The organism is Sphingomonas sp. PAMC26645, from assembly GCF_004795835.1.
Classification (GTDB): domain Bacteria; phylum Pseudomonadota; class Alphaproteobacteria; order Sphingomonadales; family Sphingomonadaceae; genus Sphingomonas.
In genome coordinates this window covers 3,404,412-3,431,035 of record NZ_CP039249.1, presented here as the reverse complement: position 1 = coordinate 3,431,035, position 26,624 = coordinate 3,404,412, and the positions used below count along the sequence as shown (strand labels likewise).

26 protein-coding genes are annotated in these 26,624 nt (G+C 65.5%); 10 read left to right on the top strand and 16 right to left on the bottom strand.

Annotated elements, in window-relative coordinates; translation table 11 throughout:
• Nucleotides 1-7 precede the first annotated feature (7 nt).
• The 7 genes from E5673_RS15780 to E5673_RS15750 all read right to left on the bottom strand — a co-directional run bounded on the left by E5673_RS15780 (nt 8) and on the right by E5673_RS15750 (nt 9,129).
• Nucleotides 8-283, bottom strand: coding sequence for a hypothetical protein (locus E5673_RS15780; protein ID WP_136190742.1), 276 nt, complete (start codon nt 281-283; stop codon nt 8-10).
• Nucleotides 284-374: 91 nt separating this feature from the next.
• Complete coding sequence (locus E5673_RS15775) at nt 375-1,787, bottom strand: TolC family protein (RefSeq protein ID WP_136190741.1); 1,413 nt, start codon at nt 1,785-1,787, stop codon at nt 375-377.
• Between the two features lie 10 nt (nt 1,788-1,797).
• The gene (locus E5673_RS15770) at nt 1,798-4,989 is read right to left on the bottom strand and encodes a multidrug efflux RND transporter permease subunit (RefSeq protein ID WP_136190740.1); all 3,192 of its coding nucleotides are present in this window, start codon (nt 4,987-4,989) and stop codon (nt 1,798-1,800) included.
• 171 nt (nt 4,990-5,160) lie between these two features.
• Complete coding sequence (locus E5673_RS15765; protein WP_136191560.1) at nt 5,161-6,339, bottom strand: efflux RND transporter periplasmic adaptor subunit; 1,179 nt, start codon at nt 6,337-6,339, stop codon at nt 5,161-5,163.
• Nucleotides 6,340-6,434: 95 nt separating this feature from the next.
• Nucleotides 6,435-6,833 carry a hypothetical protein gene (locus tag E5673_RS15760; protein WP_136190739.1) on the bottom strand — a complete coding sequence of 133 codons (399 nt, stop codon included), beginning with the start codon at nt 6,831-6,833 and terminating at the stop codon, nt 6,435-6,437.
• A 315-nt stretch (nt 6,834-7,148) separates the two neighbouring features.
• Nucleotides 7,149-7,763, bottom strand: a complete 615-nt coding sequence (locus tag E5673_RS15755; protein ID WP_136190738.1) for a TetR/AcrR family transcriptional regulator — start codon at nt 7,761-7,763, stop codon at nt 7,149-7,151.
• A gap of 64 nt (nt 7,764-7,827) precedes the next feature.
• Nucleotides 7,828-9,129 (bottom strand): UDP-glucose/GDP-mannose dehydrogenase family protein, encoded by a 1,302-nt coding sequence (locus tag E5673_RS15750; protein ID WP_136190737.1) that lies wholly within the window; start codon nt 9,127-9,129, stop codon nt 7,828-7,830.
• A 131-nt stretch (nt 9,130-9,260) separates the two neighbouring features.
• On the opposite strand from E5673_RS15750, the gene E5673_RS15745 reads away from it, so the two are divergent.
• Nucleotides 9,261-9,707, top strand: coding sequence for a phasin family protein (locus E5673_RS15745; RefSeq protein ID WP_247599425.1), 447 nt, complete (start codon nt 9,261-9,263; stop codon nt 9,705-9,707).
• Between the two features lie 118 nt (nt 9,708-9,825).
• On the opposite strand, the gene E5673_RS15740 is transcribed toward E5673_RS15745, so the two are convergent.
• Nucleotides 9,826-10,824 (bottom strand): inorganic phosphate transporter, encoded by a 999-nt coding sequence (locus E5673_RS15740; protein ID WP_136190736.1) that lies wholly within the window; start codon nt 10,822-10,824, stop codon nt 9,826-9,828.
• A 147-nt stretch (nt 10,825-10,971) separates the two neighbouring features.
• Entirely contained in the window at nt 10,972-12,090 is a 1,119-nt protein-coding gene (locus E5673_RS15735) for a DUF47 family protein (protein WP_136190735.1), read from the bottom strand.
• Nucleotides 12,091-12,285: 195 nt separating this feature from the next.
• On the opposite strand from E5673_RS15735, the gene E5673_RS19740 reads away from it, so the two are divergent.
• Complete coding sequence (locus E5673_RS19740) at nt 12,286-12,450, top strand: hypothetical protein (protein WP_168711651.1); 165 nt, start codon at nt 12,286-12,288, stop codon at nt 12,448-12,450.
• Nucleotides 12,451-12,490: 40 nt separating this feature from the next.
• Here E5673_RS19740 and E5673_RS15730 read toward each other — a convergent pair whose 3' ends face one another.
• Nucleotides 12,491-13,816: an MFS transporter gene (locus tag E5673_RS15730; protein ID WP_136190734.1), complete on the bottom strand. Its 1,326-nt coding sequence runs from the start codon at nt 13,814-13,816 to the stop codon at nt 12,491-12,493.
• 114 nt (nt 13,817-13,930) lie between these two features.
• Here E5673_RS15730 and pgsA point away from each other — a divergent pair, with 114 nt between their 5' ends.
• From pgsA to E5673_RS15715, 3 genes are read left to right on the top strand one after another with little or no spacing between them, the layout of a single operon-like run.
• Entirely contained in the window at nt 13,931-14,482 is a 552-nt protein-coding gene (pgsA, locus tag E5673_RS15725; protein ID WP_056489286.1) for a CDP-diacylglycerol--glycerol-3-phosphate 3-phosphatidyltransferase, read from the top strand.
• 2 nt (nt 14,483-14,484) lie between these two features.
• The gene (moaD, locus tag E5673_RS15720; RefSeq protein WP_056489288.1) at nt 14,485-14,742 is read left to right on the top strand and encodes a molybdopterin converting factor subunit 1; all 258 of its coding nucleotides are present in this window, start codon (nt 14,485-14,487) and stop codon (nt 14,740-14,742) included.
• Nucleotides 14,739-15,188 carry a molybdenum cofactor biosynthesis protein MoaE gene (locus E5673_RS15715; protein ID WP_136190733.1) on the top strand — a complete coding sequence of 150 codons (450 nt, stop codon included), beginning with the start codon at nt 14,739-14,741 and terminating at the stop codon, nt 15,186-15,188. Before moaD ends, E5673_RS15715 begins: the two co-directional genes overlap by 4 nt.
• A gap of 109 nt (nt 15,189-15,297) precedes the next feature.
• Here E5673_RS15715 and E5673_RS15710 read toward each other — a convergent pair whose 3' ends face one another.
• The 3 genes from E5673_RS15710 to E5673_RS15700 form a co-directional block, all read right to left on the bottom strand.
• The gene (locus E5673_RS15710) at nt 15,298-15,969 is read right to left on the bottom strand and encodes a fasciclin domain-containing protein (protein ID WP_136190732.1); all 672 of its coding nucleotides are present in this window, start codon (nt 15,967-15,969) and stop codon (nt 15,298-15,300) included.
• Nucleotides 15,970-16,103: 134 nt separating this feature from the next.
• Nucleotides 16,104-16,736: a fasciclin domain-containing protein gene (locus E5673_RS15705; protein WP_167397686.1), complete on the bottom strand. Its 633-nt coding sequence runs from the start codon at nt 16,734-16,736 to the stop codon at nt 16,104-16,106.
• Between the two features lie 251 nt (nt 16,737-16,987).
• The gene (locus E5673_RS15700; RefSeq protein WP_133019371.1) at nt 16,988-17,890 is read right to left on the bottom strand and encodes a hydrogen peroxide-inducible genes activator; all 903 of its coding nucleotides are present in this window, start codon (nt 17,888-17,890) and stop codon (nt 16,988-16,990) included.
• A gap of 148 nt (nt 17,891-18,038) precedes the next feature.
• Here E5673_RS15700 and E5673_RS15695 point away from each other — a divergent pair, with 148 nt between their 5' ends.
• Nucleotides 18,039-18,584, top strand: a complete 546-nt coding sequence (locus tag E5673_RS15695) for a peroxiredoxin (protein WP_055879693.1) — start codon at nt 18,039-18,041, stop codon at nt 18,582-18,584.
• 128 nt (nt 18,585-18,712) lie between these two features.
• Nucleotides 18,713-19,231 (top strand): carboxymuconolactone decarboxylase family protein, encoded by a 519-nt coding sequence (locus E5673_RS15690; protein ID WP_056051403.1) that lies wholly within the window; start codon nt 18,713-18,715, stop codon nt 19,229-19,231.
• Between the two features lie 114 nt (nt 19,232-19,345).
• On the opposite strand, the gene E5673_RS15685 is transcribed toward E5673_RS15690, so the two are convergent.
• Nucleotides 19,346-20,119 carry a sulfite exporter TauE/SafE family protein gene (locus E5673_RS15685; RefSeq protein ID WP_136190731.1) on the bottom strand — a complete coding sequence of 258 codons (774 nt, stop codon included), beginning with the start codon at nt 20,117-20,119 and terminating at the stop codon, nt 19,346-19,348.
• A 156-nt stretch (nt 20,120-20,275) separates the two neighbouring features.
• Here E5673_RS15685 and epsC point away from each other — a divergent pair, with 156 nt between their 5' ends.
• Together epsC and E5673_RS15675 are read left to right on the top strand one after the other, a co-directional pair.
• Nucleotides 20,276-20,968, top strand: a complete 693-nt coding sequence (gene epsC, locus E5673_RS15680) for a serine O-acetyltransferase EpsC (protein WP_056057758.1) — start codon at nt 20,276-20,278, stop codon at nt 20,966-20,968.
• Between the two features lie 13 nt (nt 20,969-20,981).
• Nucleotides 20,982-21,320, top strand: a complete 339-nt coding sequence (locus tag E5673_RS15675; protein WP_107953883.1) for a DUF2794 domain-containing protein — start codon at nt 20,982-20,984, stop codon at nt 21,318-21,320.
• Between the two features lie 179 nt (nt 21,321-21,499).
• On the opposite strand, the gene E5673_RS15670 is transcribed toward E5673_RS15675, so the two are convergent.
• A complete protein-coding gene (locus tag E5673_RS15670; RefSeq protein WP_136190730.1) occupies nt 21,500-24,427 on the bottom strand; it encodes a TonB-dependent receptor in 2,928 nt (975 codons plus the stop codon).
• A 155-nt stretch (nt 24,428-24,582) separates the two neighbouring features.
• A complete protein-coding gene (gene pncB, locus E5673_RS15665; protein ID WP_136190729.1) occupies nt 24,583-25,887 on the bottom strand; it encodes a nicotinate phosphoribosyltransferase in 1,305 nt (434 codons plus the stop codon).
• Between the two features lie 82 nt (nt 25,888-25,969).
• On the opposite strand from pncB, the gene E5673_RS15660 reads away from it, so the two are divergent.
• Nucleotides 25,970-26,584: an isochorismatase family protein gene (locus tag E5673_RS15660; protein WP_136190728.1), complete on the top strand. Its 615-nt coding sequence runs from the start codon at nt 25,970-25,972 to the stop codon at nt 26,582-26,584.
• Nucleotides 26,585-26,624: the final 40 nt, after the last annotated feature.

The following is a 26,624-nucleotide window of genomic DNA, read 5'->3' as shown; positions in this document are numbered from 1 at the left end:
TAGGCTGCTATCCGGCATCACCGTAACTCCGGCGGATCAGGTCGCCGGTCTGCTCCAGCGACGAGCTTTGCGGTGGTTCGGCATCCGGCATATCGGCGACCAGTTCGGCGGTCGCCGCGAGTTGAAGATGTCGCTCGCTGAGTACCCGATGCGCGGTATAGGCCGCGTCCGAGCGCGCGGAAACGGCAAGTACCCGTTCCTGCGCAGCCCGGTCTTCATGATACGTGGCCCGATCACGCCACGCTGCGGCGTTCGTATCCGTCTGTGCGATGTCGTCGGTCATACTGCATTCCGCCGGATGTCAAACTTGATCTATCTTAGTCGCTCCTTACACCATTATGTTTGTTAACGTATCGTTTCTGGCTGCATCTACCTCATGCGGCGGGGCGGCTCGGCGCCTGCCAGCCACCACCTAGCGCACGGAACAAGTCGACTTGCGCCCCTGCGATCCGCGAGTCGGCGGCGGCGAGGTCCGTGTCCGTGTCCGCCAACGTACGCTCCGCGTCGAGGACGTCGAGGAAGTCGATCTGGCCTTCGCGTTGACGGGCACGGGTGATACGCGCGGCGGTGGCGGCATTGTCGTGCGCGGATTGCAACTGCGTGCGGCGGTCGAGTTCGCGGGCGTAGTTCGACAGCGCGGTCTCGGTTTCCTCGAGTGCGGTGAGGACGCTGCCGTCGAAATTGGCGAGTGCGCCGCGCGAGTCCGCTTCGGCGCCGGCGATGCGCGCGCGCGCGGCGGACTGGTTGAGCGACCAGTTCAGCAGCGGGCCGAGCAGCCAGCGGATTGGGCCGCCGGTAAAGATGTCGCCGACGCTGAGCGCGGTCGAGCCGATCGACCCGCCGAGCGAGATTTGCGGATAGAGTTGCGAGGTCTGGACGCCGATCCGTGCGGTCGCGGCTGCGAGGCGACGTTCGGCGGCGTGGACGTCGGGGCGGCGGGCGAGCAGCGTCGCGCCGTCACCGATCGGGATCGGCTGGTCGAGGCGGGGCGTGGTGGTGCGCGCGCCGGCGGTTGCGGGCAAATCCTGCGGGGTGCGGCCGGTGAGCGTGGCGAGGCGGAAGAGCGCGGCTTGGCGCTCGGCCTCGATCTGCGGAATGTTGGCGGCGCGCTGGTCGCGCAGGGCTGCGATCCGGACCTGGTCGAGGCGGGCTGCGCGACCCGCGTCGACGCGCTTGCCGGTCAGCGTGTTCGACTTGTCGAGCAGGTCGACGATCCGCCGGGCGACTACGAGACGTTCGGCGGACGAGGCTGCGTCGACATAGGCGCGGGTTGTTGCCGCGACGATCGAGACGCGGACGGCGTCCGCATCCGCCTGCGCCGCGCCGACGTCACCGCGGGCGGCTTCGACGTTGCGGCGGACCCGGCCGGCGAGATCGACCTCGTAGCTGACGTCGAGTCCGACATCGTAGGTGGCACGCTCGCGGTCGAGGCCGGGCAGGTTCTGGAGTTGCGAGGTGCGCGCGTAATTGCCGCTCGCGCCCGCGTTCACCTGTGGCTCGCGGTCGGTCTTCGCGCCGCGCAGGGAGGCGCGGGCGCTATCTAGCCGGGCGACGGCCACGCGCAGGTCGGTGTTGGCCGCGAGCGCGTCCGCGACAAGGCCGTCGAGGACCGGGTCGCGGTACATCCGCCACCAGTCGTTGTCGGGCGCCGTGGTTACGGTGGCAGCGTTCGCGGTGACGAACGACGCCGCCGCCTTGGGTGGGGTGATCGGCGCGACATAGTCGGGGCCGGCGGCACACGCGGCGAGCGTCAGCGCCGAGAGGCTCGCGAGGAGGGCGGACTTCATGATGCTGGTCCTATTCGGCTGGCTGAAGGGTCGCGGCGGGACCGTTGGTCTCCGGGGCTGGCTTGCGGCGTTCGAACCGCAGCGCCAGCGCCCGTGCGACGACATAGAAGGTGGGCGTGAAGAGCAGGCCGAACCCGGTCACGCCGATCATTCCGAAGAACACCGCGGTCCCGAGCGCCTGGCGGAGTTCCGCACCGGCACCGGTCGCGATCACCAGCGGCACAGCGCCGAGGATAAACGCGAAGCTCGTCATCAGGATCGGCCGCAACCGGTCCTTCGCCGCGCGTACCGCCGCCTCGACCGGGGTGAGGCCGTCCTGTTCCTCGGCCTGCTTGGCGAACTCGACCACGAGGATCGCGTTCTTCGCGGCGAGCGCAATCAGCACGACCAGGCCGATCTGCGTCAGGACGTTGTTGTCCATCCCCCGCAGGTTCACGCCGGTCATCGCGGCGAGCAGACACATCGGCACGATCAGGATGATCGCGAGCGGCAACGTCAGGCTCTCATATTGCGCCGCGAGCACGAGGAAGACGAACACCACCGCCATGCCGAAGACGAGCGCGGCGGTGCTGCCGGCGGCCTTTTGCTGGTAGGCGATGCCGGTCCATTCATGCGCGTAGCCTGCCGGGAGCGACGCATCGGCGAGCTTCTCCATCGCGACCAGCGACTGGCCCGACGAATAGCCCTTGGCGGTGTCGCCATCGACCTCGACTGCGGGGAACAGGTTGTAGCGGACCACGCGGTACGGGCCGGTCTTGTCCTTGAACGTCGAGACCGAGCCGACCGGGACCATCTGGCCCGAGTTGGAGCGCGTCTTGAGGTTGGCGATGTCCGCGGTGGTGTTGCGGAACGGCGCGTCGGCCTGCGCGGTGACGCGGTAGGTGCGGCCCAGCAGGTTGAAGTCGTTGACGAACGCCGAGCCGAGATAGACCTGCAACGCCTCGAACACGCGCTCGGGGGGGACGCCCAAGAGATTGGCCTTGGCGCGGTCGACGTCCGCGAAGATGCGCGGGGTGGCGGTGTCGAAGAACGTGTAGATTTGGGCGAGACCCTTGGTCTGGTTCGCCTGGCCGATCAGCGCATAACTCGTCTTGCCGAGGTCGGCGTAACCGTGGCCGCCCTGGTCCTGCACCATCAGGCGATAACCGCCCGCCGAGCCGATGCCCTGGATCAGTGGTGGCGGGACGATCAGCAGGCGCGCTTCGGTGATGTCGCCGGTCGCCTTCTGCGACTCCGCCATGATGCTGGCGAGCGTGACGCCGAGCTTCTTGCGCTCCTCGAAGCTCTTCAGCGGGATGTAGGCGGCGGCCGAGTTGGGGGCGAGCGTCTGCGAGGGGCCATCGAAACCGGCAAGCATGACCGCGCCCTTGACGCCGGCGAGCGGCAGGATGCGCTTGGCTACCTTCTGCATGACCGCGTCGGTGCGCTCGACCGACGAGCCGGGCGGAAGCTGGATGACGGTCAGGAAGTAGCCCTGGTCCTGTGCGGGAACGAAGCCGGAAGGGGTAATCGTGAACACCCCGACCGTGACCGCGATCAGCGCGGCATAGGCGATCATCATCCGGCGCGGCGCGGTGACCAAGCGCGCGGTGAGGCGGGCATAGCTGTCGCTCATCCGCTCGAAGCCGCGGTTGAAGGCATCGCCGGCGCGGCGGACCGTACGGGTCAGGCGGTTGCCGGAGTCGGCGGGTGCGGTCGGCTTGAGCAGCATCGCGGCGAGTGCCGGCGACAGTGTCAGCGAGATCAGCAGCGAGATGATCGTCGCGGTCGAGATCGTCACCGCGAACTGGCGGTAGAACGCTCCTGAGAGACCGGTGAGGAACACGGTCGGGATGAACACCGCGCACAGCACGAGCACGATCGCGACCAGCGCGCCCGAGACTTCGTCCATCGACGTACGCGCCGCTTCGAGCGGGGAGAGCCCGTGTTCGAGGTTGCGCTCGACATTCTCGACCACGACGATGGCGTCATCGACGACGATGCCGATCGCGAGGACGAGGCCGAACAGCGACAAATTGTTGAGGCTGTACCCGGCGGCGGCGAGCACCGCGAAGGTGCCGATCAGCGAGACCGGGATCGCCACGATCGGGATGATCGCCGCGCGCCACTTCTGCAGGAAGACGAGGATGACGAGCACGACGAGGACCATCGCCTCGAAGAGCGTGTGCTTCACCGCGTCGATCGACTGCGCGATGAACTCGGTCGGGTTGTAGATGACCTTGTATTCGAGGCCCTTGGGGAAGCGCTTGGACATGCTCTCCATCTCGGCGGTGACGGCCTGCGCCGCGCCGAGCGCGTTCGAGCCGGGACGCTGGAAGACCGCGGCGATGACCGTGGGCTTGCCGCTGAGATAGGTGTTGGCGCCGTAATCCTGCGCGCCGAGCTCGACGCGCGCGACGTCGGAGACGCGGACCTGGCGGCCTTGCGCATCGGTGCGGATGACGACGTCGGCGAACTGCTTGGGATCGGTCAGGCGGCCCTGCGTCTCGACGTTGAGCTGGAACGCGCTGTTGCCCTTGTCGTAGGGTGGCTGGCCGAGCGTGCCCGCGGCGACCTGGACGTTCTGCGCGCGCAACGCCGCGACGATCTCGCCGGCGGTGAGGTCGAGCGCGGCGGCGCGGCCTGGGTCGATCCAGACGCGCATCGAATAATCGCGCGCACCGAACAGCTGCACGTCGCCGACGCCGTCGATGCGGCTGAGGCGATCGCGGACCTGCGTCAGCGCGTAGTTGGAGATGTAGCCGCGATCGAGCGAGTTGTCGGGCGAGACGAGGTTCACGACCATCAGGAAGTCGGGCGACGTCTTGCGCGTCACCACGCCGAGACGCTGGACGTCTTCGGGCAGGCGCGGGACGGCGACCGCGACGCGGTTCTGGACGAGCACCTGCGCGGCGTCGAGGTTGGTGCCGATCTTGAAGGTGACGGTGATCGTGACCTTGCCGTCGCCGGTCGATTGCGACGACTGGTACAGCATGTTGTCGACGCCGTTGATCTCTTGTTCGATCGGCGCGGCGACGGTCTCGGCGACCGTCTCGGCGGAGGCGCCGGGATAGGTCGCGCTGACCGTGACGGTGGGGGGGACGATGTCGGGATATTGCGACACCGGCAGTGTCATGTAGGCGATCGCACCGACGATCGTGATGATCACCGCGATCACGCCCGCGAAGATCGGCCGGGTGATGAAGAAGCGCGAGAAGCGCATGGGAATTTCCTCGGTAGAGGGAGGCGGACACGCGCCAACACCACCCCGGCGACAGGGCCCCATCGAAGTATTACTTCGATGGGAACCCAGGCCGGGGCCCAGTTGGGCGAACCGCAGTGATTACATCGAAACGCTATCCCACCTGGGCCCCGGCCTTCGCCGGGGTGGTGGTTACTTGGCGAGTGTAGCCTCGCCCGAGATAGGCTGGACCGAAGCTGGCGCCGTCGTACCCGAGGCGACCACGATCCGGCCGACCTTCGGCGCGACGGTCGCACCCGGCATCGCCATCTGCGTACCCTGGATAATGATCCGGTCGTTCGGCCCGATCCCCGAGCGCACGATGCGGAGCCCATCGACCACCGGGCCGAGTTCGACCGGCTTCTGGCTCACGACGTTCTTCGCATCGATCGTCAGCAGAACCTTCCGCGCCTGATCGGTCTGCACAGCGTCGTCGGGTACCAGTAGAGCCTGCCGTGTTCCCGCGCTCGCTAGGCGCATGTTGCCGAACATCCCCGGCGTCAGGAAATACCCGGGGTTGGCGAGCACCGCGCGGCCGCGGATCGTGCCCGATCGCTGGTCGAGGCCGTTGTCGGTGAAGTCGAGCTTGCCTTTCCAGCGATGCTCGGTCTCGTCCTGCAACTGGATCTCGACCGCCGCCGGCGTCGCGCCGGGCTGCCGTGCGCGCTGCGTCTTGAGGTACAGCGCCTCGGAGCCATCAAAGGTGAAGTAGATCGGGTCGAGCGCGTTGATCGTCGTCAGCACCGTGCCGCCGGTGCCTTCGCCGCCCGCGACCTGGTTGCCCGCATCGACGCGGCGATCGGAAATGCGACCGCCGATCGGGGCGCGAACCTGCGTGAAACCGACGTCGAGCGCACGGGCACGTTCGCGAGCCTGCGCCGCGGCGAGCGCGGCCTGCGCCGCTTCAAGCTTGCCGCGAAGGGCATCGACCTCGCCAGCGGAGACTGCCTCATCGGCGACCAAACGTTGTGCGCGACCAAGATCGGTGCGGGCCAGCGATAGAGCGCTCTTGGCACTGGCAACGTTGGCGTGTGCCTCAGCCAAGGCCGCCGCGAACGGGCGGGAGTCGATCGTGAAGAGCAGCTGCCCCTTGCTGACGATCTCGCCGTCGCGGAAATGGATTCCGGTAACTTCGCCGGCAACGCGCGGACGGATCTCGACGGTCCGGCTAGGTGCGAAGCGGCCGACATAATCGTCCCATTCGCTGACCTGTCGCACCAGCGGCGACGCAACCGTAACGGAGGCGGGCGGGGGTGCCGCCATCGCCGCGTCGGGATGATCGAATAGCTTCACGCCGACCGCACCGAGCAGCGCGATCGGTACGAGCACCATCGCGCCGCGCTGCCATGCCGGCCGTCGGTGACGGTCCGCGGGCGGCGACGCGACGACGTCGGCGTCGTTCGCGGCCGTGATCGTGGTAAGTTGGTTCACGCTGCGATGCTCCGCTTCTGCTGGATGCCGACGCGCATGCCGGTCACGCTCTCGACGAGCGTTTCGATCTGTGCCTCGGCAAAGCCGGCGGCGAGGAAGCCCTGGATCTCGGCCATCGGCAGCGCGAAGCCACGGCGCCAGGCGTACACCGCCATCCGCCGCAACGCTTCGAGCCGGGGGTCGGCGAGCCGCGACGCGGTGCTGAGGCCGAACAGGCTGCCCATCGCCCGCGATATGCGGCTCGGGCCGGACAGGCTGCGCAACGTGTCGCGCTTGGCGAGCGCGATGACGCTCCATTCCAATGCCGAGAAGCCGGTCGGGGCAGGGGCGGCGACCGTCTGCGTGCGGCTGGTGACGGGCGAAGCGAACATGTTGTCGAGGTCGAGATAAGCCATGGGATTGTCCCCCTTTTGATCTTGGGCAAGCGCTGGCCTTCGTCGGTGGACGGTCCACCGACGTCAGCTGGTCGCGAGGCGTGCGCGGTCGTTGCCGGCACATCACCGTGCCGCGCTTGCCCGCTTGGAATTTTCGGAAATCAGGCCGAAGCCGTCTTAGGTTTGAACCGTGGTCATGGGTTGGTGTCCCCGGCTGCCCCCTCCGAAGTAGGAGAGAGCTTCGATACCAGTCGGTATATAAACCTGGCGTTCATCTAGTCAACAAGACTTTTGTACCGGCCGGTATTTTTTTCTGCGGCGCGGTAGAAAGCGTGTCTATTTGGTTGGCCACATGAGCATGCTCGTCTCGACGAGCTGCTGAAGTTCGGTGCAGCTAGCGCCCGAGCCGGCCTGGATCGACAGCCCCTGCATGATCGCGAAGAGGTAGCGCATCAGCGCGTGCGACTCGAGGCCATCGGGGAACTCGCCCGCGGCCTTGGCTTCGTCGAACCGCTTCATCAGCGCGGCTTCGGACGACGCTCGACGCTTGGCGACTTCTGCCTTGATCGGCTCGGCTTCCGCGCTGCACGCAACGCTGCTTATGACGCTCAGGCACCCCTTGGGATCGCAGGTGCTCATCTGCATCTGCAACGCACCGCGGAGCAGGTTTTCCGCTACGGCACGCGCGGTCGGCGCGTCGAGCGCGGACGTCATATAGGCGAGCTTCTCACGCTCGTAGAGGTCGAGCGCCTTGTGGAACAGCGCCTCCTTGTTGCCAAACGCGGCGTACAGGCTGGGCTTGGTGATCTTCATCTCGGCGGTCAGTTCCGCCATCGATGCGCCCTCGTACCCGTTGCGCCAGAACACGCGCAACGCACCCGCCAGCGCTTCGTCGAGATCGAACTCGCGGGGGCGGCCCTTGGGGGCGGTGAGCGTGCAAAGCCTATTCATACCGTTCGGTATATAGTGAGAGCGCGCAAAAGGTCCAGTGACTGGAATATGTTGCCGGGGACGCTCACCGACCGACGGCGGTGTAGGCGAACCCGGCCTGCTCGACGTCGGCGCGCTGATAGACGTTGCGAAGATCGACCATCACCGGTCCGGCCATCACGCGCTTCAACCTCGCCAGGTCGAGCGCGCGATAGGCGTCCCATTCGGTCACGATCACGACTGCGTCGGCACCTTCGGCCGCGCCGTAGGCGTCCGCGCAATAGACGAGGTCGGGCATCATCGCCTTGGCGGGCGCCATGCCTTCGGGATCGTGCGTACGGACCGTCACGCCGGCGTCGGCGAGCGCGGTCGCGATCGCGAGACTCGGGGCGTCGCGCATGTCGTCGGTGTTGGGCTTGAACGTGAGGCCGAGCAGCGCGACCGTCTTGCCGCGGGGATTGTCGCCGAGCGCGTGGAGGACTTTCCGCCCCATCGCGCGCTTGCGGCTGTCGTTCACCTTCACGACGGCTTCGACGATGTGGACCGGGGTGTCGTAATCCTCGGCGGTCTTGAGCAGCGCCAGCGTGTCCTTGGGGAAGCACGAGCCGCCATAGCCGGGTCCGGCGTGGAGGAATTTCTTGCCGATCCGGTTGTCGAGCCCGATCCCGCGCGACACGTCCTGTACGTCCGCACCGACCGCCTCGCACAGGTCCGCAATCTCGTTGATGAAGGTGATCTTGGTCGCGAGGAACGCGTTGGCCGCGTATTTGATCAGCTCCGACGTGCGGCGGCCGACGAACAGGATCGGCGATTCGTTGAGGTACAGCGGACGATAGACGTCGCGCATGACCTGCTTGCCGCGCTCGTCCTCGGTGCCGATGACGATGCGGTCGGGGCGCTTGAAGTCGCCGATCGCGGCACCTTCGCGCAGGAATTCGGGATTGGAGACGACCGCGACGTCGATGTCGGGACGTTTCTCGCGGAGGATCGCCTCGACTCGGTCGCCGGTGCCGACCGGGACGGTCGACTTGGTCACGACCACGGTCGGGCCGGTGACGGCGGCGGCGATTTCCTCGGTTGCGGCAAACACATAGCTGAGATCGGCATGGCCATCCCCGCGGCGCGACGGCGTACCGACCGCGATGAAGATCGCGTCGGCGTCCGCGACCGCGCTGGCGAGATCGGTGGTGAAGGTCAGCCGCCCCGCGGCGACATTGGACGCGACGAGCTGGTCGAGGCCGGGCTCGAAGATCGGCATGCGGCCGGCATGCAGCGCATCGATCTTCGACTGGTCCTTGTCGACGCAGATCACGTCATGCCCGAAATCCGAAAAGCAGGCGCCGGACACCAGGCCGACATAGCCAGAACCGATCATCGTGATGCGCATGGACGTTCCCCGTAAAAGCCGCGCGACCTATCGAGACTAATGCGCGCGGGTGCAAGCTGGCGGGCGCAACCAAAGCGGAGCATACCGGTTGAAACTTCGACCAAATGGCATCGCAAAACAGGAGAGAGACGATGGCTGACGACTCCAAGCAGGCAGTCGATGACGGTGCGAACGCAAGCAAGGCGGCAACCGACCGCGCGGCGGATGCGGCCAAGGGCGCGGCGGACGCGATGCGCGAGAATGCCGGGAAGGCGCGCGATGCGTTCTCGGAGAAGGTCGTCGATCCGGCGCGGCGCGCAGGCGAGGCGATGAAGGAGTCGGGCGGCAAGATTGCCGAGGGCGGCGCGACGATCGGCAAGGCGATGATCGACCAAGCCGAGCAGAACGCGCGCGAGGCCTTCGCGGCGATGCGCGAGGCGGCGAGCGCCAGCGACCTGACCCAAGTGATGAAGATCCAGGGCGATTATCTGCGCGAGCAGAGCCAGCGGAGCATGAGCCAGGCACGCGAGATCGGCGAGCTGATCATGAAGTTCGGGAAGGATGCGGTTGCCCCGTTGCAGGGCGGCGGCATCAAGTAAGCCATCCGGCCGATACGTCGCTCTCCGTTTCGGGTGGAGCGGCGTACGGACGAGCAAGAACGCCGCCGCTCCGACACTATGACGGAGCGGCGGCGGACCAGCCTCAATTATTTCTGGCTTACACGAACAGTCCGACGAGCCAGTACGTGCCGGCGCCGATCAGCCCTGCGGCGGGCAGCGTCAGTGTCCAGGCCACGACGATGTTGCTCGCGACATTCCAGCGGACGGCGGACAGGCGCCGCGCGGCGCCGACTCCGACGATCGAGCCGGTGATCGTGTGCGTCGACGATACGGGAATGCCCCAGAACGTCGCCGCGAACAGCGTGATTGCGCCGCCGGTCTCTGCGCAGAAGCCTTGTGCGGGGGTGAGGCGGGTAATCTTCGAGCCCATCGTGTGGACGATCCGCCAGCCGCCCGACAGCGTGCCGAGCGCCATCGCCGCCTGGCAGGACAGCACGACCCAGAGCGGCACGTGGAATTCGCCGCCGATCAACCCTTGCGAATAAAGCAGCACGGCGATGATTCCCATCGTCTTCTGCGCGTCGTTGCCGCCGTGGCCGAGCGAATAGAGCGCGGCGGAGATCAGCTGGAGCTTGCGGAAACGCTTGTCGACGCCGAGCGGGGTGAGCTTGAGGCTGGTCCAGGCGACGATCAGGACAAGCACGAGCGCCAGCATCAAGCCGATCGCGGGCGAGGCGAAGATCGCGAGGACGGTCTTGATCACGCCGCTCCAGACGATCGCGCCGAAGCCGATCTTGGCGATGCCGGCGCCGAGGAGCCCGCCGATCAGCGCGTGGCTGCTGCTCGACGGGATGCCGAGCACCCAGGTGATAACGTTCCACGCAATCGCACCCATCAGCGCGGCGAAGATCACCTGCGCATCGATGACGTTGGCTTGGATGATCCCGGTGCCGACGGTCTGCGCGACGTGGAGCCCGAAGACCGCGAACGCGATGAAGTTGAAGAACGCCGCCCAGAGGACTGCGTATTGCGGCTTCAGCACGCGCGTGGAGACGACGGTGGCGATCGAGTTCGCCGCGTCGTGCAGGCCGTTCAGGAAGTCGAACAGCAGCGCGATGCCGATGAGGCCGATAAGGAGCGGGAGGGAGAGGATCATGCCGCCGCTCCGGACGCCGTCGGGCTCCCCTCCCTAGAAGGGAGGGGCAGGGGGTGGGTCGGTATGGGGCGGGTGTCACGATCCGTCTCGGGCCGACCCACCCCCAACCCCTCCCTTTCAGGGAGGGGAGAGGACAATGTCGTCACATCAAGCATGGTCGATGACCAGCCCCTGGATCTCGTTCGCGACGTCCTCGAAGCGGTCGACGATCTTTTCCAGGCTGCTGTAGATCTCGCGGTTGATGATGAAGGTCATCGGGTCCGCACTGATCTTCGAGGCCTGGAACAGCGCGCGCAGGCCCGTGTCGTGGATGTCGTCGGCATGACCCTCGATCTGGATCAGCCGTGCGGTCAGATCGTGCAGCCGCCCCGCATTGGTGCCGAGCGAGCGGAGCAGCGGGATCGCTTCCGCGGTAATCCGTGCGGCCTCGACGATGATGCCGGCCATGTCGCGCATCTGCGGCGAGAATTCGGTGACCTCGTACAGCGCGATCGCGTTGGCGGTGCCGTTCATCTGGTCGATCGCGTCGTCCATCACGCCGATCAGGTCGGTGATCGCGCTGCGGTCGAACGGGGTCACGAACACGCGGCGGACGTCCTGGAGAACCTCGCGCGTGATATCGTCGGCCTCGTGCTCGCGCTTGACGATCTCGGCGATCTGACCGTCGATCGAGCCTTCGCCGTGGAGCAGCCGTGCGAGCGCATCGGCGCCGGCGACCAGGGTCGCGGCATGCGCGTCGAACAGTTCGAAGAACCGTCCCTGCTTCGGCATCAGCGACTGGAACCAGCCCAGCATCGGAATTCTCCTTTTCGCACTCGTGCGCACGACGGGTAAGATACGTTGCGCGAGCGACGCCGGGATCGGCGGCTCACGGAAGGCAGCGATCAGCGCCTTCAGGCCGGGCTCATTGACAGCCTCCGCCGCGCGATCAAGCGTAAACCAGCGTGTGTCGCGCTGATGACGCTCGGGCCAGTCCTCGACCTGCTCGACGAAGGCGAGTGGAAACACGGTGACGATCATGTCGCGGTAGCGGCCGGTGCGGCGGCGTTTGCGATAGGCGAATTGTCCCACGGGCGAGGGGCAGGGGATGCCGCGGATGCCGGCTTCCTCATACGCCTCCTGCGCGGCGGCTTCGTGGCTGGCGAGACCTGTGATGGGGTTGCCCTTGGGGATTACCCAGCGCCCGGTGTCACGCGAGGTGATCAGCATCACGCGGGCGTGGCCGGCTTCGTCGATCACATAGGGAAGTGCGCCGATCTGCTCGATGGTTCGGGTCCTCGCACCCGCAGAATCGCGGGGAAAGCCCGAAGCTTATACCCGGTTTTTACGCAAGGATAGCGGCGCAGCGGAGAGTTTTCGGACCGCCACCGCGGGTCCATTTCTGTCCCATTGCCGGACGCCGCTACCTTAACCACCTTTGTCACTGGTCGAATTGGTAAACGCGACGTTAACGTTTGCATCATGACCAGACGCCTAGTCCTCACCAACGAAGCCGCCCGCCATCCGCTGCGCCGTTCGCTGCCGCCGCCTGTCACCGCGAGCGCCAAGAACGACGATCAGGACGTGAAGCTGTTCCTGTTGAGCTTCGCCGCGTTCTTCACGTGCTTCTACAGCTTCATTTTCTGAGAGAGCCGGGCGTAATCCTCCCCTTGGCGGGGAAGGATACTCAACCTCGAAGCGTCGGCAAACACCCGATTGCGTCGTCGTCGCAGGCCCGGTGCAGCTTCTGCGCGAGCCATGCCGAGACGAGGCACATCGCCGCGACGAGGAACAGCATGTCCTCGGGCGTCACGCCCATCGCGGTGATGCCGATGACGAGGATCGAGCCGATCGTCATCGCGCCCGAATTGACGACGTTGTTCGCCGCCACGGTGCGCGCCGTCTGGTCCTTCTCGACGGTCGTGGTCAGGAACGCATAGAGCGGCACGACGAACATTCCGCCGGTGATTGCGATCGCCAGCAGCGTTGCCAGCACGGGGATCGCACCCGGCTGATGGATGAACCCCGCCCAGTCGTAATAATGTCCCGGAGCCGCCGGCGTCCAGTTGCGCGCCAGGATCGAGAACAGCACGACGAAGCCGCCCATCGCGATCACCGATGCGGGCGAAAACTTCGCGGAAATCCGCCCGCGCAGCATCGAGTTGATCACGACCGAGCCGATCGCGACCCCGACCGAGAACACCGCGATCACGAAGCTCGCGACTCGCTCGTCGGCGGTCAGCACGTTCTTCACCAGTGGCGGGAAGACGATGATCAGCACCGCGCCGATCGTCCAGAAGAAACTGATCGCGACGATCGCGAGAAACAGTCGCGGGATGTGCAGCGTCGCGCTGATCAGTCGCCACGAGGCGGTAAACGGGTTGTAGTCGAGCTTGAGCGGCGGGCCTTCGCGCGGTGCCGGCGGCACCTGGCGGCCGGAGAACCAGCCGATCACGGCAACGATCAAGACGCTGGCAGCTGCGCCCTCAATCGGAATCCAGCCTGCCGTCACCGTGCCCAGCAGGATCGCTAGATACGTTCCGGCCTCGACGAGACCGGTGCCGCCGAGCACGTCGCAGGGTTTCAGATGCTGCGGCAGGATCGCGTATTTGATCGGCCCGAAGAACGTCGAGTGCACGCCGAGGCACAGCACCGCGCCGAGCATCAGCCCGATCCCCAGCGACGGATGTCCTGCGCGTGCGACCATCAGCCCGGTCGCGCCGAGCAGCATGATGCCGATCTCGACCGTCTTCACGATCCGGATGATCCGCGCCTTGTCTTCGCTGTCCGCCAACTGCCCGGCGAGCGCGGACAGCAGGAAGAACGGCAGGATGCCGAGTCCCGTCGCTAGCGCGTTGAAGTTCGCCTCCATCTTCGGATCGTTGAAGACGGCATAGGTCGCGAACAGGACCATCGAGGTCTTGAACAGATTATCGTTGAACGCGCCGAGAAACTGCGTGGTGAACAGGGGCAGGAAGCGACGTTGCTTCAGCAACCCGAGGGCATTGAGCATGACGGGAAATAGCCCTGATCGTTGCGGTAATGTGTCGAACCCTTAGCCGAGCGTCATCCGCACGCCAACGTTAAACCGGTTTCGCCCCGCGACCGACCGGTATAGGGGTGGCGGGTGCTGAGCTTGCCTAACCTCCTGACATTGTCGCGGATCGTCGCGGTGCCCCTGCTGGTCTGGTTCCTGTGGTGGCCCGACTGGGAGGCAGGGTACGGCATCGCCTTCGTGCTGTACTGCCTGATGGGCATCACCGATTATTTCGACGGATACCTCGCGCGGTCGAGCGGCGCGGTGTCGCGGTTGGGGATCTTCCTCGATCCGATCGCGGACAAGATCATGGTCGCCGCGGTGATCCTGATCCTGGTCGGCACGCGCGATATCGCCGGCATCCATGTAATCGCCGCGCTGGTGATCCTGTTACGTGAGATCGCGGTGTCGGGGCTGCGCGAGTTCCTGGCGCAGGTGCAGGTCTCCGTGCCCGTGTCGCAACTGGCGAAGTGGAAGACTACGCTGCAGCTCGTGTCGCTCGGCGGGATCATCCTTGGCGGTTCGGTACCCGAGATGGTCTGGGTGCATACCGTCGGCATCGTCGCGCTGTGGGGCGCGGCCGTCCTTACGTTGCTGACCGGTTGGGATTATCTCCGCGTCGGCCTCAAGCACATGGACTGAAAATGACGATACGGATGGTCTATTTCGCCTGGGTGCGCGAGCGTATCGGCACGGGCGAAGAGTCGGTCGAACCGCCGGCAAGCGTCGTGACGGTGGCGGATCTGGTGGACTGGCTGGCCGAGACGAGCCCGGCGCATGCGGGGGCTTTCGAGAACCGATCGCGGTTGCGCGCGGCGATCGATCAGGACTTCGTGCCGCTCGATACGCCGATCGGCCGCGCGCAAGAGATCGCGATCTTCCCACCGGTGACGGGCGGATGATCCATATCTCGGTCCAGCAGTCGCCGATCGATATCGCCGCTGAGATGACACGCGCGGAAGCGGCAGGGGCGGGCGCGGTGGCGACGTTCACCGGGCTGGTGCGTGCTGACGACGGGGTGGGGACGCTCGAACTCGAACATTATCCCGGCGCGACCGAGGCGGCGTTGCTCAAGGTTGCGGAGGGTGCGATCGAGCGTTGGTCGCTGAGTGCGGCGATTATCGTGCACCGCGTCGGGCCGATGCATCCGGGGGAGCGGATCGTGTTCGTCGCGGCAACGGCGGCGCATCGCGGCGCCGCGCTGGAGGCCTGCGCGTATCTGATCGATCGGTTGAAAACTGACGCGCCGTTCTGGAAGCGAGAGACGCGCGGAGTCGAAGCTAGCTGGGTCGAAGCGCGTGATGTCGACCACGCCGCCGCGGCACGTTGGGATAAATCGAAGGGTTAAACCAGAGCTTGTTCTCCCGCGAGGGCGGGAGCCCAGACTGGGTCGCCGCCTTCGAGGGGAAACAAGAAACGGGCCGCAAACCCATTCGAGATCGCGGCCCGCAGTCGCATTAGCCCAGCTTCGGAACACTCATGCCGTTGGTGAGATGAACGACGCCGTTCGTCTCCTTGATGTCCGCCGTATCGACGTACGACTTGATACCAGCCGTGTCGGTCAACTCGATGTTGCCGTTCGGCCCGAGTCCTGCGATCAACGGCTGGCCTGCCAGCGTCGTCAACGTGGCCTTGCCGCCGCCCGCAGTGATCTGCGCCTTCAACTGATCCGCGGTCAGCGCACCGGCGACGACGTGATACTTGATGATCGTCGCAAGCGTCGGTGCCGACTCAGGCTTCAACAGCGTGTCGAGCGCGCCGGCGGGCAGGCGCGTGAAGGCTTCGTCGCTCGGTGCGAACAGCGTGTACGGGCCAGGACCTGCGAGCGTCGCCTGCAACTTTGCGGCGGTCACCAGCTTGGTCAGCGTCGCGCGGTTCGGCAGCGTCGGCAGTGCCGCTGCGATGGTCGTGGTTGCGGCCGCAGTCGGGGCGACGGGCGCGCCGGGCTGTTGCGGAGCAACCGCCGTGCCAGGTGCCGCCGGAGTGGATGGCGTCGCTGGCATCGCCGTCTGCGGTGCGGCCGGTGCCGCAGTCCGCGGCGCGGTTGGCGCTGCCGTCTGGGCAGTCGCACCCGTGGCAATAAACAGGCTCGTTGCCGCAGCAATCATAAGGTTGGTCTTAACAGTCATCTGCAACTCCAGAGATTGTGATTGGGACGAATGAAACTCGAACGATGGAATTTGGGGATAGAGGCGGCGATCTCAACTATTTCACCGACAGGCCGTAGCATCGGTACGATGAACCGAGCCTGTCTAACTCATATTTAGCTCAGTTTAGGGACGATTACGCCGTTTACGACATGGACGACGCCGTTCGACTGGCGGACATCTGCCGTCTCGACATAACTCTTGTTACCGTTGACGTCGGTTAGCGCGATGACGGCGCCTACCATTGTCGCAGTGATCGGGTCACCCTCGACCGTGGTCAGCGTCGCGGTGCCGCCGCCTGCAGCAATCCGCTGGCGAAGATCGTCGGCAGTGATGACGCCCGGCACGACGTGATACGTCAGCACTTTGGTCAGCGAGGCCTTGTTCTCGGGCTTCAGCAAGGTGTCGACCATGCCGGGCGCGAGCCTTCCGAAGGCATCGTTGGTCGGCGCGAATACGGTGAAGGGGCCGGGGCCGGACAGCGTGCCGACCAGGTCTGCGGCCTTCACAGCGGCAACCAGGGTCGATAGGTTCGGCGCGGCGGACGCGTTATCGACTATCGTCCGCGTCGCCATCATCGGCACGCCGCCGACGGTCGGATTGGCGACTGCGGGCGGCCCGTTCGGTACCGCCAGTGCGGGATTGGCGGGCGTCGTCGAGGCGCTGGCCACGTCGTCCTTGGATTTGCCGCTGCACGCGGCGAGTGCCAGCGCGCTGGTCATCAGCAGCAGTGGAAGCGTCTTCGACATGGTTCGATCTCCAGCGGGAACTGGGAAACATACGATCGAAGGCCGAGTTGGTTGCGCAAGCGTGTCGATCTCGGGATGGGGTGAAGACTGAGCGCGCCCAGTTCGCAACGGTCTCCCATCCCTGAAAGGGCGGGGCAGGGGGTGGGTCGGCTTCCGCATCTTGGACCGTCAGCAACACAAGCTGGCGACCCACCCCCAACCCCTCCCTTTCAGGGATGGGGGTAGAAGTGAGCGATGAGAGTAAGTGCGTCCTACTGAACGTCGGCCAGCGCCTTCGCCATCAATCGGAAGTCCTTCTCCCGCGGGCTGGCCCTCCGCCACACCAAGGCAATCTTTCGTACGGCATTCTTCTCGTCGAGCGGCCTCGCGGTGATGTTAGTGTTGTCGAGGATTCCCGCCTTCAACGCCATTTCCGGCAGCATCGTGATGCCGAGCCCGTTGTCGACCATCTGCACGATCGTGTGCAGCGACGTACCCAGCATCGTCGCCTCCGCACGCAACTCCGGCCGGTTGCACGCACCCAGCGCGTGATCCTTCAGGCAATGCCCGTCCTCGAGCAACAACAACCGCGTCTCATCGATCGCCGACGCGGGGATTGCGGGCAGCGCGGTCGGCTCTTCGCCCGAGGGGTACGCCACGAACAGCCGATCCTCGAACAGCGTCTCCGACGTCACCTCGCCGCACGCATAGGGCAGGGCCAGCAGTACGCAATCGGTGCGACCGTTGTGCAGGCCCTCACATGCCGGACCGCTGGGCTCTTCGCGCAGGAACAGCTTTAAATCCGGATAGTCCTTCCGCAACCGCGGCAGGATCCTCGGGAGCATGAACGGCGCGATCGTCGGGATGACGCTCATCCGCATGTCGCCCGACAGCGGCTGGCCGGCGGCGCGCGCCATGTCGCCCAGTTCCTCCGCCTCGCGCAGCACGCGCCGCGCTTTGTCGGCGATTCCGTCGCCCAACGGCGTGAACCGCACGACTCGTCGGGTCCGCTCCACGAGCACCACGCCGATCAGCGTTTCGAGCTCGCGAAGGCCCGCCGACAGCGTCGATTGCGTCACGAAACACGCCTCCGCCGCGCGTCCGAAATGGCCGTGATCCTTCAGCGCAACCAGATATTGCAACTGTTTCAACGTGGGTAGGTAGGTCGCAGCCATTAATCGCCTCTATCGATCATCAGATGATAAATAGAGCGTTGGATCGATTACACCAGCCCCCATATACCGCATTGCACAACGACCGAGCGGGACAACCGCCGCGCTTGAGGATGCCTGGAGCCAAGTTTATTTCCAGGAGGCTTCCATCATGTTGACCATCGGCGACCAGTTCCCATCGATGACCATTCCCGTCCAGCAGGGCACCGCAGCGCTGCCCGCCGGCGAGACGCTCGACCTGACGACGGCCTATCCCGGCAAGTGGAAGGTGCTGTTCTACTGGCCGAAGGACTTCACGTTCGTGTGCCCGACCGAGATCGTCGGCTACAGCGACATCCGCGGCGATTTCGAGGATCGCGACGCCGTCCTGATCGGCGCATCGACCGACACCGCACATGTCCACCTTGCCTGGCGCAAGTCGGACGCGGACCTTGCCGCCGCGGACTTCCCGTGGCTCGCGGATAACGGCGCGAAGCTCGCCGACGCACTCGGCATCGTCGACAAGAACGAGCATGTCGCGTTCCGTGCGACCTTCATCATCGATCCGGACAACGTTATCCAGGCGGTCCAGGTCAACGGCCTGAACGTCGGCCGCAACCCCGCCGAGACGCTCCGCGTGCTCGACGCGCTGCAGACCGACGAGCTCTGCCCGTGCAACTGGAACAAGGGCGACGACGTCCTCCAGCTCGCTGCGTAACTGAAACTCCCCTCCCGTTCACGGGAGGGGTTGGGGGAGGGCGTGTCCATACGGACCGCCCTCTCTTTTTGTCTCTAGTCCCTCCCCCGACCCCTCCCGCAGGCGGAAGGGGAGCAGAAGGAATTATCATGTCGCTCAAGGAATTCGCAGGGCAACTGCCCGACTACGCCAAGGATATCCGCCTCAACGTCGGCTCGCTGCTGAACGAGACGCATCTCACCGACCAGCGCAAATACGGCCTGCTGCTGACCTGCGCACACGGCTCGGGCTACAAGCCGCTGGTCGAAGCCGCCGAGGCCGAATGCGCGCCGAAGCTCTCGCCCGAGGCCGCGAACGCAGCGCGTGCAGCCGCTGCGGTGATGGCGATGAACAACGTCTATTACCGGTTCACGCACCTCGCCGGGAACCAGGAATACCGCAACATGCCCGCCAAGTTGCGCATGAACGTGATCGGCCAGCCCGGCATCGACAAGGTCGATTTCGAGCTGTTCAGCTTGGCCGTGTCGGCGATGAACGGCTGCGGCATGTGCATCGACAGCCACGAGCAGATTTTGAAGAAGGCCGGCGTTACGGCCGAGGCGATCCAGACGTCGGTGCGGATCGGCGCGGTTATGGCCGCGGTTGCGACGGTCCACGCGACGCTGTGACCCTCTGTCCCCCTCCCGCTTGCGGTAGGGGCTAGGGGAGGGGCTGGCCTCAAGCACAAAGTCGTATTTGGCACGCCCCTCGCCCGACCCCTCCCGCAAGCGGGAGGGGAGCCGTCAGTGCCAGATAGCGCGGTATAGTCCGAACAAACTCGTGATCGTCAGGATCACGCCAACCAGCACCATCAGCGTCTTCGCCGGCACGCGCTTCGCCAGCATCGCCCCGAACGGGGCCGCCAGCACCCCGCCGATCAGCAATCCCACGGTGGCCTGCGTGAACGCCGCCCAGCCGAGCTGGGTGATGAACGTCGCCGAGATCGTCGCGGTCAGGAAGAACTCGGCGGTATTCACCGTGCCGATCGTGGTCCGCGGGGATGCGCCCTGGACCAGCAGGTTCGACGTCACCACCGGCCCCCAGCCGCCACCGCCCGCCGCGTCGAGGAAACCGCCGACCAGTCCGAGCGGCTCGACGATCTTCGGCTCCTTCTGCTTCGGCGGATAGCGAAGCCCGCGGTACAGCAGATACACGCCGATCGACGTCAGATACGCGAGGATGAACGGTTTCGCCGTGCTCGCATCGATGTTCGACAGCACGTACGCGCCCAGCACGCCGCCGATGACGCCCGGGATCATCAGCCGCAGGAACAGCGTCCAGTTGACGTTCTTGTGCAGCACATGGCTGATCCCCGACACCGCGGTGGTGAAGGTCTCGACGGTATGCACGCCCGCCGACGCCGCGGCCGGCGGCACGCCGACCCACAGCAGCAGCGTGTTCGAAATTACCCCGAACGCCATCCCCAGCGCGCCATCGACGATCTGCGCGGCGAACCCTACCAGGATGAACAGCAACAGCGTCTCGGAGCTCACGGTCGTCAGGTCGAACATCGGCATCCCCTCAATATCGCGCGCAGAGTGCAACGCGCGGGCTTATCCCACAACAAAGATAGGCTTTACCCCGATCCTGACCGGGTGAGGCGGCCCATGCGTGCGGTTCTGGAAATCGGGCGTTCGATACCCTAGATACGGAAATCGCGAAGGGGACTGCGGATGTCGAGCGGATTACTGGCCTATCTGGATTCGATCCGCGCCCGCGATCCCGCCCCGCATTCGCGCGCCGAAATCATGCTGTATCCCGGCGTCTGGGCGCTCGGCTATCACCGCATCGCGCACCGCCTGTACAAGGCGAAGCTCTATTTCCTCGCGCGCTGCGTCAACCACTGGTCGCGCTTCACGACGGCGATCGACATCCATCCGGGTGCGACGATCGGCCGCAACTTCTTCATCGACCACGGTTTCGTCGTGATCGGCGAGACCGCGGAGATCGGCGATGACGTGACGATCTACCAGTGCGTCACGCTCGGCGGCACCAGCCCTGACAACGGCGTGCAGGGCAAGCGCCATCCGACCATCTCCGACGGCGCGATCATCGGCTCGGGCGCGCAGGTGCTCGGCCCGATCACGCTCGGCAAGCGCTCGCGCGTCGGCGCCAACGCGGTGGTGACGCGTGACGTCCCGGCGGGAACGACGGTGGTCGGCATTCCCGCCCGCGCGACGACGATCGAGGGCGGCAACGCACCCGAAGTGCCGCGCTTCGTGCCCTATGGTACGCCGTGCAGCGAGATGTTCGATCCCGCCACGCAGAAGATGGAGATCATGCGCTGCGAGCTGGAGACGATGCGCAAGCGGCTCGACGCGCTGCTCGCCGACGAGCATCCAGAGGACCGCCGCGACCGCGCATGATGGTGAGTAACTGATGGGCGTCGTACCTTTCCCCACACCGTCCAAGGCGACGCAGGTCGGCTTCGAACGCCTCGAACTGAACCGGATCCTGGACCTTTACGGCCGGATGGTCGCTGCCGGACACTGGCGTGACTATGCGATCGATCTTGGCAAGGACGCCGCGGTATTCGCGGCCTTCCGCCGTGCTGCCGAACGGCCGGAGTTCAGGATCGAGAAACGCCCGTCGCTGCGTAACAAGCAGGGGATGTGGGCGCTGATTGGCGAGGGCGGCGCGGTGGTGAAACGCGGGCATGAGCTAGGGCCAGTGCTGGCCCCGGTAGAGCGCCGTTTCATGAAGCTCGTCGAGGACTAAGCGAAGTCCTAATCCTCTCCCGCCAGGGGGAGGTGGCTGGCTCTTGCCAGACGGAGGGGGAGGAAAGGGAAACCGCTGTTCCGTATCCTCCCCCTCCGTCGCTCCGTGCCACCTCCCCCTGGCGGGGGAGGATCGATTAGCCTCTCCACTCACAATTACCGGACCGGTCTCCGCTCAGATCAGAGCCCCCACGACAGTCGGATATACCCGAACTGCCCTGGCACGTCATAGGTGCTCGGGTCGTAGTTCGGTCCGGTGCAGCTGTAGCAGGCCGGCGGGTCCTGGTTGAACACGTTGTTCACGCCGATCGTCAGCCCCAGCCGGTTCTCCAGCCAACCCGGCGACAGCGTAACCTGCACGTCGCCGTAGAAGGTATTGTCGAGTATCTTGCCGTCCGCTTCCTTCACGCTCTTGATGTAGCGGCCGGTGAACGAGGCGCGGACCATGCCGATGTCCCAATCGACGACCGCATTGCCCTTGAACTTCGGATAGGACTGCTCGGGCGACCCACGCGTCGTACCCTGGTAGTTGGTGGTGGTGAAGCCGACCGTCGCCGGGAAGCTCTCCGCGTATTTCAGCAGGATGTTGCCGTTGAGCGATAGCCCGAACGTCCCGGCCGAGGTCTGCGGCGAGCGATAGACCGCGGTCACGTCGACGCCGCGGGTGCGGATGCCGCCGATGTTCTGCAACTGCGCGTTGATCCGCGAGATGATCCCGTTGGGCGTGCGGGAGATCGCCGCGCAGCTGAGGGCGTCCGCCGCCTGCGAACAGCGGCTGAGCGTCAGCGTCGCGTCGGTCGCCGCGATCGCGTCGTCGACCTTGATATCGTAGTAGTTGCCTTCGATGCTCAGCTGGCTGGCGATCCCGCTAGTCCGTGCCCAGCTTGGCGCATACACCGCGCCGAACAGCCATGTTCGCGACGTCTCGGGCTTCAACGCTTCATTGCCGCCGGTCAGTACGCTCAGCTGTCCGCCATTCGGCTCCTGATAGCTGCCGTTCGCGGGCACGCCGTTGGCGATGCAATTGGCGCGCACGGTCGCGGACGACTGGAACGGCGATCCGGCGACGTTGGTGCAGGGATCGTCGATCGCGGCGTCGGACCGCGATGCCGCGCCGAACAGTTCGCCGATGCTCGGTGCGCGGAAGCCCTGTGCATAGGACGCTCGCAACAGCAGGTCGCTGAACGGCTTCCACAGGCCACTGCCGGTATAGGTCGTGTTGCTGCCGCTGATCGAATAGTTCGAATGCCGCACTGCGCCGCCAATCTCGAGCGACTGGATGAGCGGCGTGTTGTGGATCAGCGGTACGCGCAACTCGGCATAGACTTCGTCCGAGTTAAAGTGTCCACGTGCCGGTTGCGCCGGGATGTCCGCGCCGAGCCCTGCGGTGATCAGCGGATCTGGCGTGAAGCTGCCATATTGGACGCGGTGCTCATAGCCCGCGGCGAGACCAACGGCGCCGGCGGGAAGGTCGAACAGGTCGCCCGAGATATTGGCGGTATAGTCCTCCAGGCTCTGCGAACTGCGCGCACGCTCGTCGAACGCGATGTAACCGAGCATCGCCGGCGTGACCGAGCCTGCACCGCCGAAGATGTTGAACGGCACGCATGCCCCGGTGCAGTTCGCGACCGGCCCAAGTGCCTGGGCGAGATTGGCCGCGTTGATGTTGCCCGTGAACAGCTGCTTGGCATCGTTGAAGCCGAGGACCGCGTTGACGTCCCAGTAGAACTTATGGCTGCCGACGTTGAACGAACCGTCGAGCGTCGCAGTCGCCGACATCGTGTCGACGGTCTGCGAATAGGTGCGCTGTCCAGCCTCGACGAGGCGACGACGTACCGTCGAGTAGTTCGCCGGACCATTGCCTGCGCCGCCCGCCGACAGCGTGTAGCCGAACGGATTAAAGGGGTTGGTCGCATCGACCGAGATCGTGTCGAGCAGATTGCCATTGCCAGCGTCCGGCCCGATCACGAGCGGCAGGAACGCCGCCTGGTTTTGCGAATTGCGCCGCGTATAGTTCATCTTCACGCGCAGGTTCACGTTGTCGGTGAGTTCCTGCTTGGCGCTGACGAAGAAGCCGTAGCGCTCGGACGGGGTCAGGAAATAGTTGAACGGCGAGAAGTTGAAACGATCCGCGGGCGTGAACTCCTTGAAATCGCTGTTCGGGCCGGTCGGATTGGCGGCGTCGTAGCGTGGCCGCCCGAGAATTGGCGCCGACTTCAACGTCAGGTTCCGGCCACCGACCTGGAAGAATCCGTTGGGGGTAGCGCCCGAACAGCCACCGATCGGCTCCTCGCAGGCGCGCTGGCCGGGATTGGGGAACTGCGAAATCTTTCGATCGCGCGTGCTGACCGCCTCCTGCTTCACGTAGCTGCCGCCGAACACCACGCTCGTCCGCGGCGCCTGGATGCCGTAGCTGACGTTATAGTCCTGCGTATGGCCGTCGCCCTGGCGGAACGTGCCGAACTGCGCGGACGCCTTGAGGCCCTTCTGCTTCAATTTGGTGATGACGTTGACGACGCCGGCCAGCGCGTCCGATCCGTAGAGCGGCGACTGGCCCGACTGGAGGATTTCGATCCGCTCGATCGAGCCGACCTGGATCGTGTTGAGATCGACCGTCGAGGGAATGCCGCTCGCCGATGCGCCGTTGACGAAGCGAAGCCCGTCGACCAGCACAAGCGTCCGCTTGGCCGTCAGATAACGCAGGTCGATCTCGGCCGACCCTGCGCCAACGCCGCCACCGTCGGGCGGATTGCCGATGTTACCCGAATTGTTGACCTTCGAATTGAGCCCGCCGGCCGCGCTTGGCAGCCGCTGGAGAACGTCGGCGACCGACGAAAGCCCGGTGCGCTGGATCGACTGTGCATCGACCGTGACGACGGGCGAGGGCTGGTCGAGCGGACTGCGGCGGATGCGCGATCCGGTCACGACGATCTCATCTCCGCCAGCCTGGTCTACGGATGGATCGGCGGCCTGCACGCCCTCTGCGGCCGGTGTCGTCACCGCTTGTGCGAAGGCCGGCATCGCTGCGAGCATCGCCACCAATGCCAACCCGCTGGCGCCGGCATATTTGCTCGCGCCCGTGAACGTCTTGAACCCACGCTTCAACATTTTTCCCCTTGTCCGCACCCCAGCAAACATCCGCTCTCTTATCTTATGTATGCGAATGATGGCTCAGGGGCGTAACGAAGCAAGGGAAGATTGCGAAATGCGACAACTTTGTTGCTAAAAGTGTCCTGCGTGTTGCGCGCAGGACACGCCTGTGATCAGACCAGGACGGGCGCCGCGGCACGATCCGCTTCACCGAATACGCGCAGATACCGTGCGATCTCCGTGGGTTCGCCGGTAGCCTTCGCCGGATTGTCGGACAGTTTTACCGCCGGGCGGCCATTTGCGGCAATCACCTTGCAGACCAGCGAGATCGGCTCGAGCGCGGCCGCGCCGTCGGGATCGCAACCGCGGAAGTCGTTGGTCAGGTTGGTCCCCCAGCCAAAGCTCATCCGTACGCGGCCGTGAAAATGGCGATACGTCTGCTCGATCGTGTCGATGTCCATCCCGTCGGAGAAGATCAGCAGCTTGGTCTTCGGATCGACGCCCTGCTCCTCCCACCAGCGGATGATCTGCTCGCCGCCCGCGATCGGCGGCGCGCTGTCGGGACGGAAGCCGGTCCATTCCGCCAGCCAGTGCGGCGCGTTGCGCAGGAACGCGGTCGTCCCGAACGCGTCGGGGAGGGCGATCAGCAGATTGCCGTTATAATGTTGCCGCCAATGCTCGAGCACGCGGTATGGCGCTTCGGCGAGGTCGGCGTCACTGTTCGCCAGCGCGGCGGTCACCATCGGCAGTTCGTGCGCGTTCGTGCCGATCGCCTCCAGGTCGGCGTCCATCGCCAGCAGCACGTTCGACGTACCGATGAATCGATCGCCGAGCCCCTCCTTCAGCGCCTCGACGCACCAGCGCTGCCACAGGAACCCGTGCCGCCGCCGCGTGCCGAAGTCCGACAGCACGAGGTCGGGCAGTTCGCGCAACCGCTCAACCTTCTCCCACAATTTGGCCTTGGCGCGCGCGTAGACGATGTCGAGCGCGAACCGGCCGCGATCACGCAGGGCCGCGCGCGACTTCAGTTCGTTGATGATCGTCAGTGCGGGAATTTCCCACATCGTCGTGTGGCTCCAGGGCCCTTCGAAATGCAGTTCATACTGCCCGTCGACCTTGCGCAGATCGTAGGCGGGCAATTGAAACTCGGCGAGCCACGCGAGGAACTCGGGCCCGAACATCTTCTGCTTGCCGTAGAAGCTGTTGCCCGCGAGCCAGATCAGCTCCTTTTTCGCGAACCGCAGCGTCCGCGCATGATCCAGTTGCGCGCGCAACTCGTCCTCGTCGACGATCTCGGCGAGCCGCACGGTCTTGGTCCGGTTGATGAGCGCGAAGGTGGCGTTGACGTCGGGATAGGCCTGCCGAATCATCTGCAACATCAGCAGCTTGTAGAAATCGGTATCGAGCAGGCTGCGGACGATCGGATCGAGCCGGAAATTGTGATTGTACGTCCGGGTGGCGATATCGGTCACGGCCATGCGCGTGGGCTCCTGCGTTGCGTAGGGGCCGGGTGTCCGAGAAGACGCGTTTGTGTCAAGCAGCGGGCAAAGGAGACAGGCGATGGCGCGGTTCGTGGTCGTGGTGGATACGCAGTGGGATTTCATGGCGGGCGAGGGCGCGCTGAGCGTGGTGGGGGCCGACGCACTGGTCGCGCCGATGCAGGCGTGGCTGTCGGCTCTCACGTCTGACGAGGTTGCCGGCGTCCTGTTCACGTTCGACACGCATTTCGTCGAGACCTACGCCGCGTCGCCCGAGGCGCAGATGTTTCCAATCCACTGCGTGCGAGGGACGCGAGGGTGGGGCAACATGCTCGACGTCGCGCTGGTCGACCCGGCGATCCCAGCGTGGCGGATCGAGAAGGGCGTGTTCGACATGTGGGCCGAGCCAGGGCTTGCAATCGAGGATGCGCGGGATGCCGAGCGGCCGACTATAGAGCGCGGGGCGTTTTTCGCGGACTTGGCGGCGAGGGGCGTCACCGATGTCGCGGTGATCGGCGTCGCCGCGGACTACTGCGTCCGTTGGGCCGTCGATGGACTCATCGCACACGGCTTCGCGGTGACTGTGCCGGCGGGGCTCACGCGCGGTATCGAGCGGCAGATCGATGCGGTTGCGGCGGAAGATTTTGCGGGGGCGGGGCTGATCGTCGAACGGGCCAGTACGCCGAACGCAACGTAAGATTGTTCTCCCGCGAAGGCGGGAGCCCAGGCTGGATCCC

Coding starts and splice junctions, on each gene's coding strand:
- E5673_RS15780 (WP_136190742.1), bottom strand. CDS start 283: ATGACCGACGACATCGCACAGACGGATACGAACGCCGCAGCGTGGCGT.
- E5673_RS15775 (WP_136190741.1), bottom strand. CDS start 1,787: ATGAAGTCCGCCCTCCTCGCGAGCCTCTCGGCGCTGACGCTCGCCGCG.
- E5673_RS15770 (WP_136190740.1), bottom strand. CDS start 4,989: ATGCGCTTCTCGCGCTTCTTCATCACCCGGCCGATCTTCGCGGGCGTG.
- E5673_RS15765 (WP_136191560.1), bottom strand. CDS start 6,339: ATGGTGCTCGTACCGATCGCGCTGCTCGGTGCGGTCGGCGTGAAGCTA.
- E5673_RS15760 (WP_136190739.1), bottom strand. CDS start 6,833: ATGGCTTATCTCGACCTCGACAACATGTTCGCTTCGCCCGTCACCAGC.
- E5673_RS15755 (WP_136190738.1), bottom strand. CDS start 7,763: ATGAATAGGCTTTGCACGCTCACCGCCCCCAAGGGCCGCCCCCGCGAG.
- E5673_RS15750 (WP_136190737.1), bottom strand. CDS start 9,129: ATGCGCATCACGATGATCGGTTCTGGCTATGTCGGCCTGGTGTCCGGC.
- E5673_RS15745 (WP_247599425.1), top strand. CDS start 9,261: ATGGCTGACGACTCCAAGCAGGCAGTCGATGACGGTGCGAACGCAAGC.
- E5673_RS15740 (WP_136190736.1), bottom strand. CDS start 10,824: ATGATCCTCTCCCTCCCGCTCCTTATCGGCCTCATCGGCATCGCGCTG.
- E5673_RS19740 (WP_168711651.1), top strand. CDS start 12,286: ATGACCAGACGCCTAGTCCTCACCAACGAAGCCGCCCGCCATCCGCTG.
- E5673_RS15730 (WP_136190734.1), bottom strand. CDS start 13,816: ATGCTCAATGCCCTCGGGTTGCTGAAGCAACGTCGCTTCCTGCCCCTG.
- moaD (WP_056489288.1), top strand. CDS start 14,485: ATGACGATACGGATGGTCTATTTCGCCTGGGTGCGCGAGCGTATCGGC.
- E5673_RS15715 (WP_136190733.1), top strand. CDS start 14,739: ATGATCCATATCTCGGTCCAGCAGTCGCCGATCGATATCGCCGCTGAG.
- E5673_RS15710 (WP_136190732.1), bottom strand. CDS start 15,969: ATGACTGTTAAGACCAACCTTATGATTGCTGCGGCAACGAGCCTGTTT.
- E5673_RS15705 (WP_167397686.1), bottom strand. CDS start 16,736: ATGTCGAAGACGCTTCCACTGCTGCTGATGACCAGCGCGCTGGCACTC.
- E5673_RS15700 (WP_133019371.1), bottom strand. CDS start 17,890: ATGGCTGCGACCTACCTACCCACGTTGAAACAGTTGCAATATCTGGTT.
- E5673_RS15695 (WP_055879693.1), top strand. CDS start 18,039: ATGTTGACCATCGGCGACCAGTTCCCATCGATGACCATTCCCGTCCAG.
- E5673_RS15690 (WP_056051403.1), top strand. CDS start 18,713: ATGTCGCTCAAGGAATTCGCAGGGCAACTGCCCGACTACGCCAAGGAT.
- E5673_RS15685 (WP_136190731.1), bottom strand. CDS start 20,119: ATGCCGATGTTCGACCTGACGACCGTGAGCTCCGAGACGCTGTTGCTG.
- epsC (WP_056057758.1), top strand. CDS start 20,276: ATGTCGAGCGGATTACTGGCCTATCTGGATTCGATCCGCGCCCGCGAT.
- E5673_RS15675 (WP_107953883.1), top strand. CDS start 20,982: ATGGGCGTCGTACCTTTCCCCACACCGTCCAAGGCGACGCAGGTCGGC.
- E5673_RS15670 (WP_136190730.1), bottom strand. CDS start 24,427: ATGTTGAAGCGTGGGTTCAAGACGTTCACGGGCGCGAGCAAATATGCC.
- pncB (WP_136190729.1), bottom strand. CDS start 25,887: ATGGCCGTGACCGATATCGCCACCCGGACGTACAATCACAATTTCCGG.
- E5673_RS15660 (WP_136190728.1), top strand. CDS start 25,970: ATGGCGCGGTTCGTGGTCGTGGTGGATACGCAGTGGGATTTCATGGCG.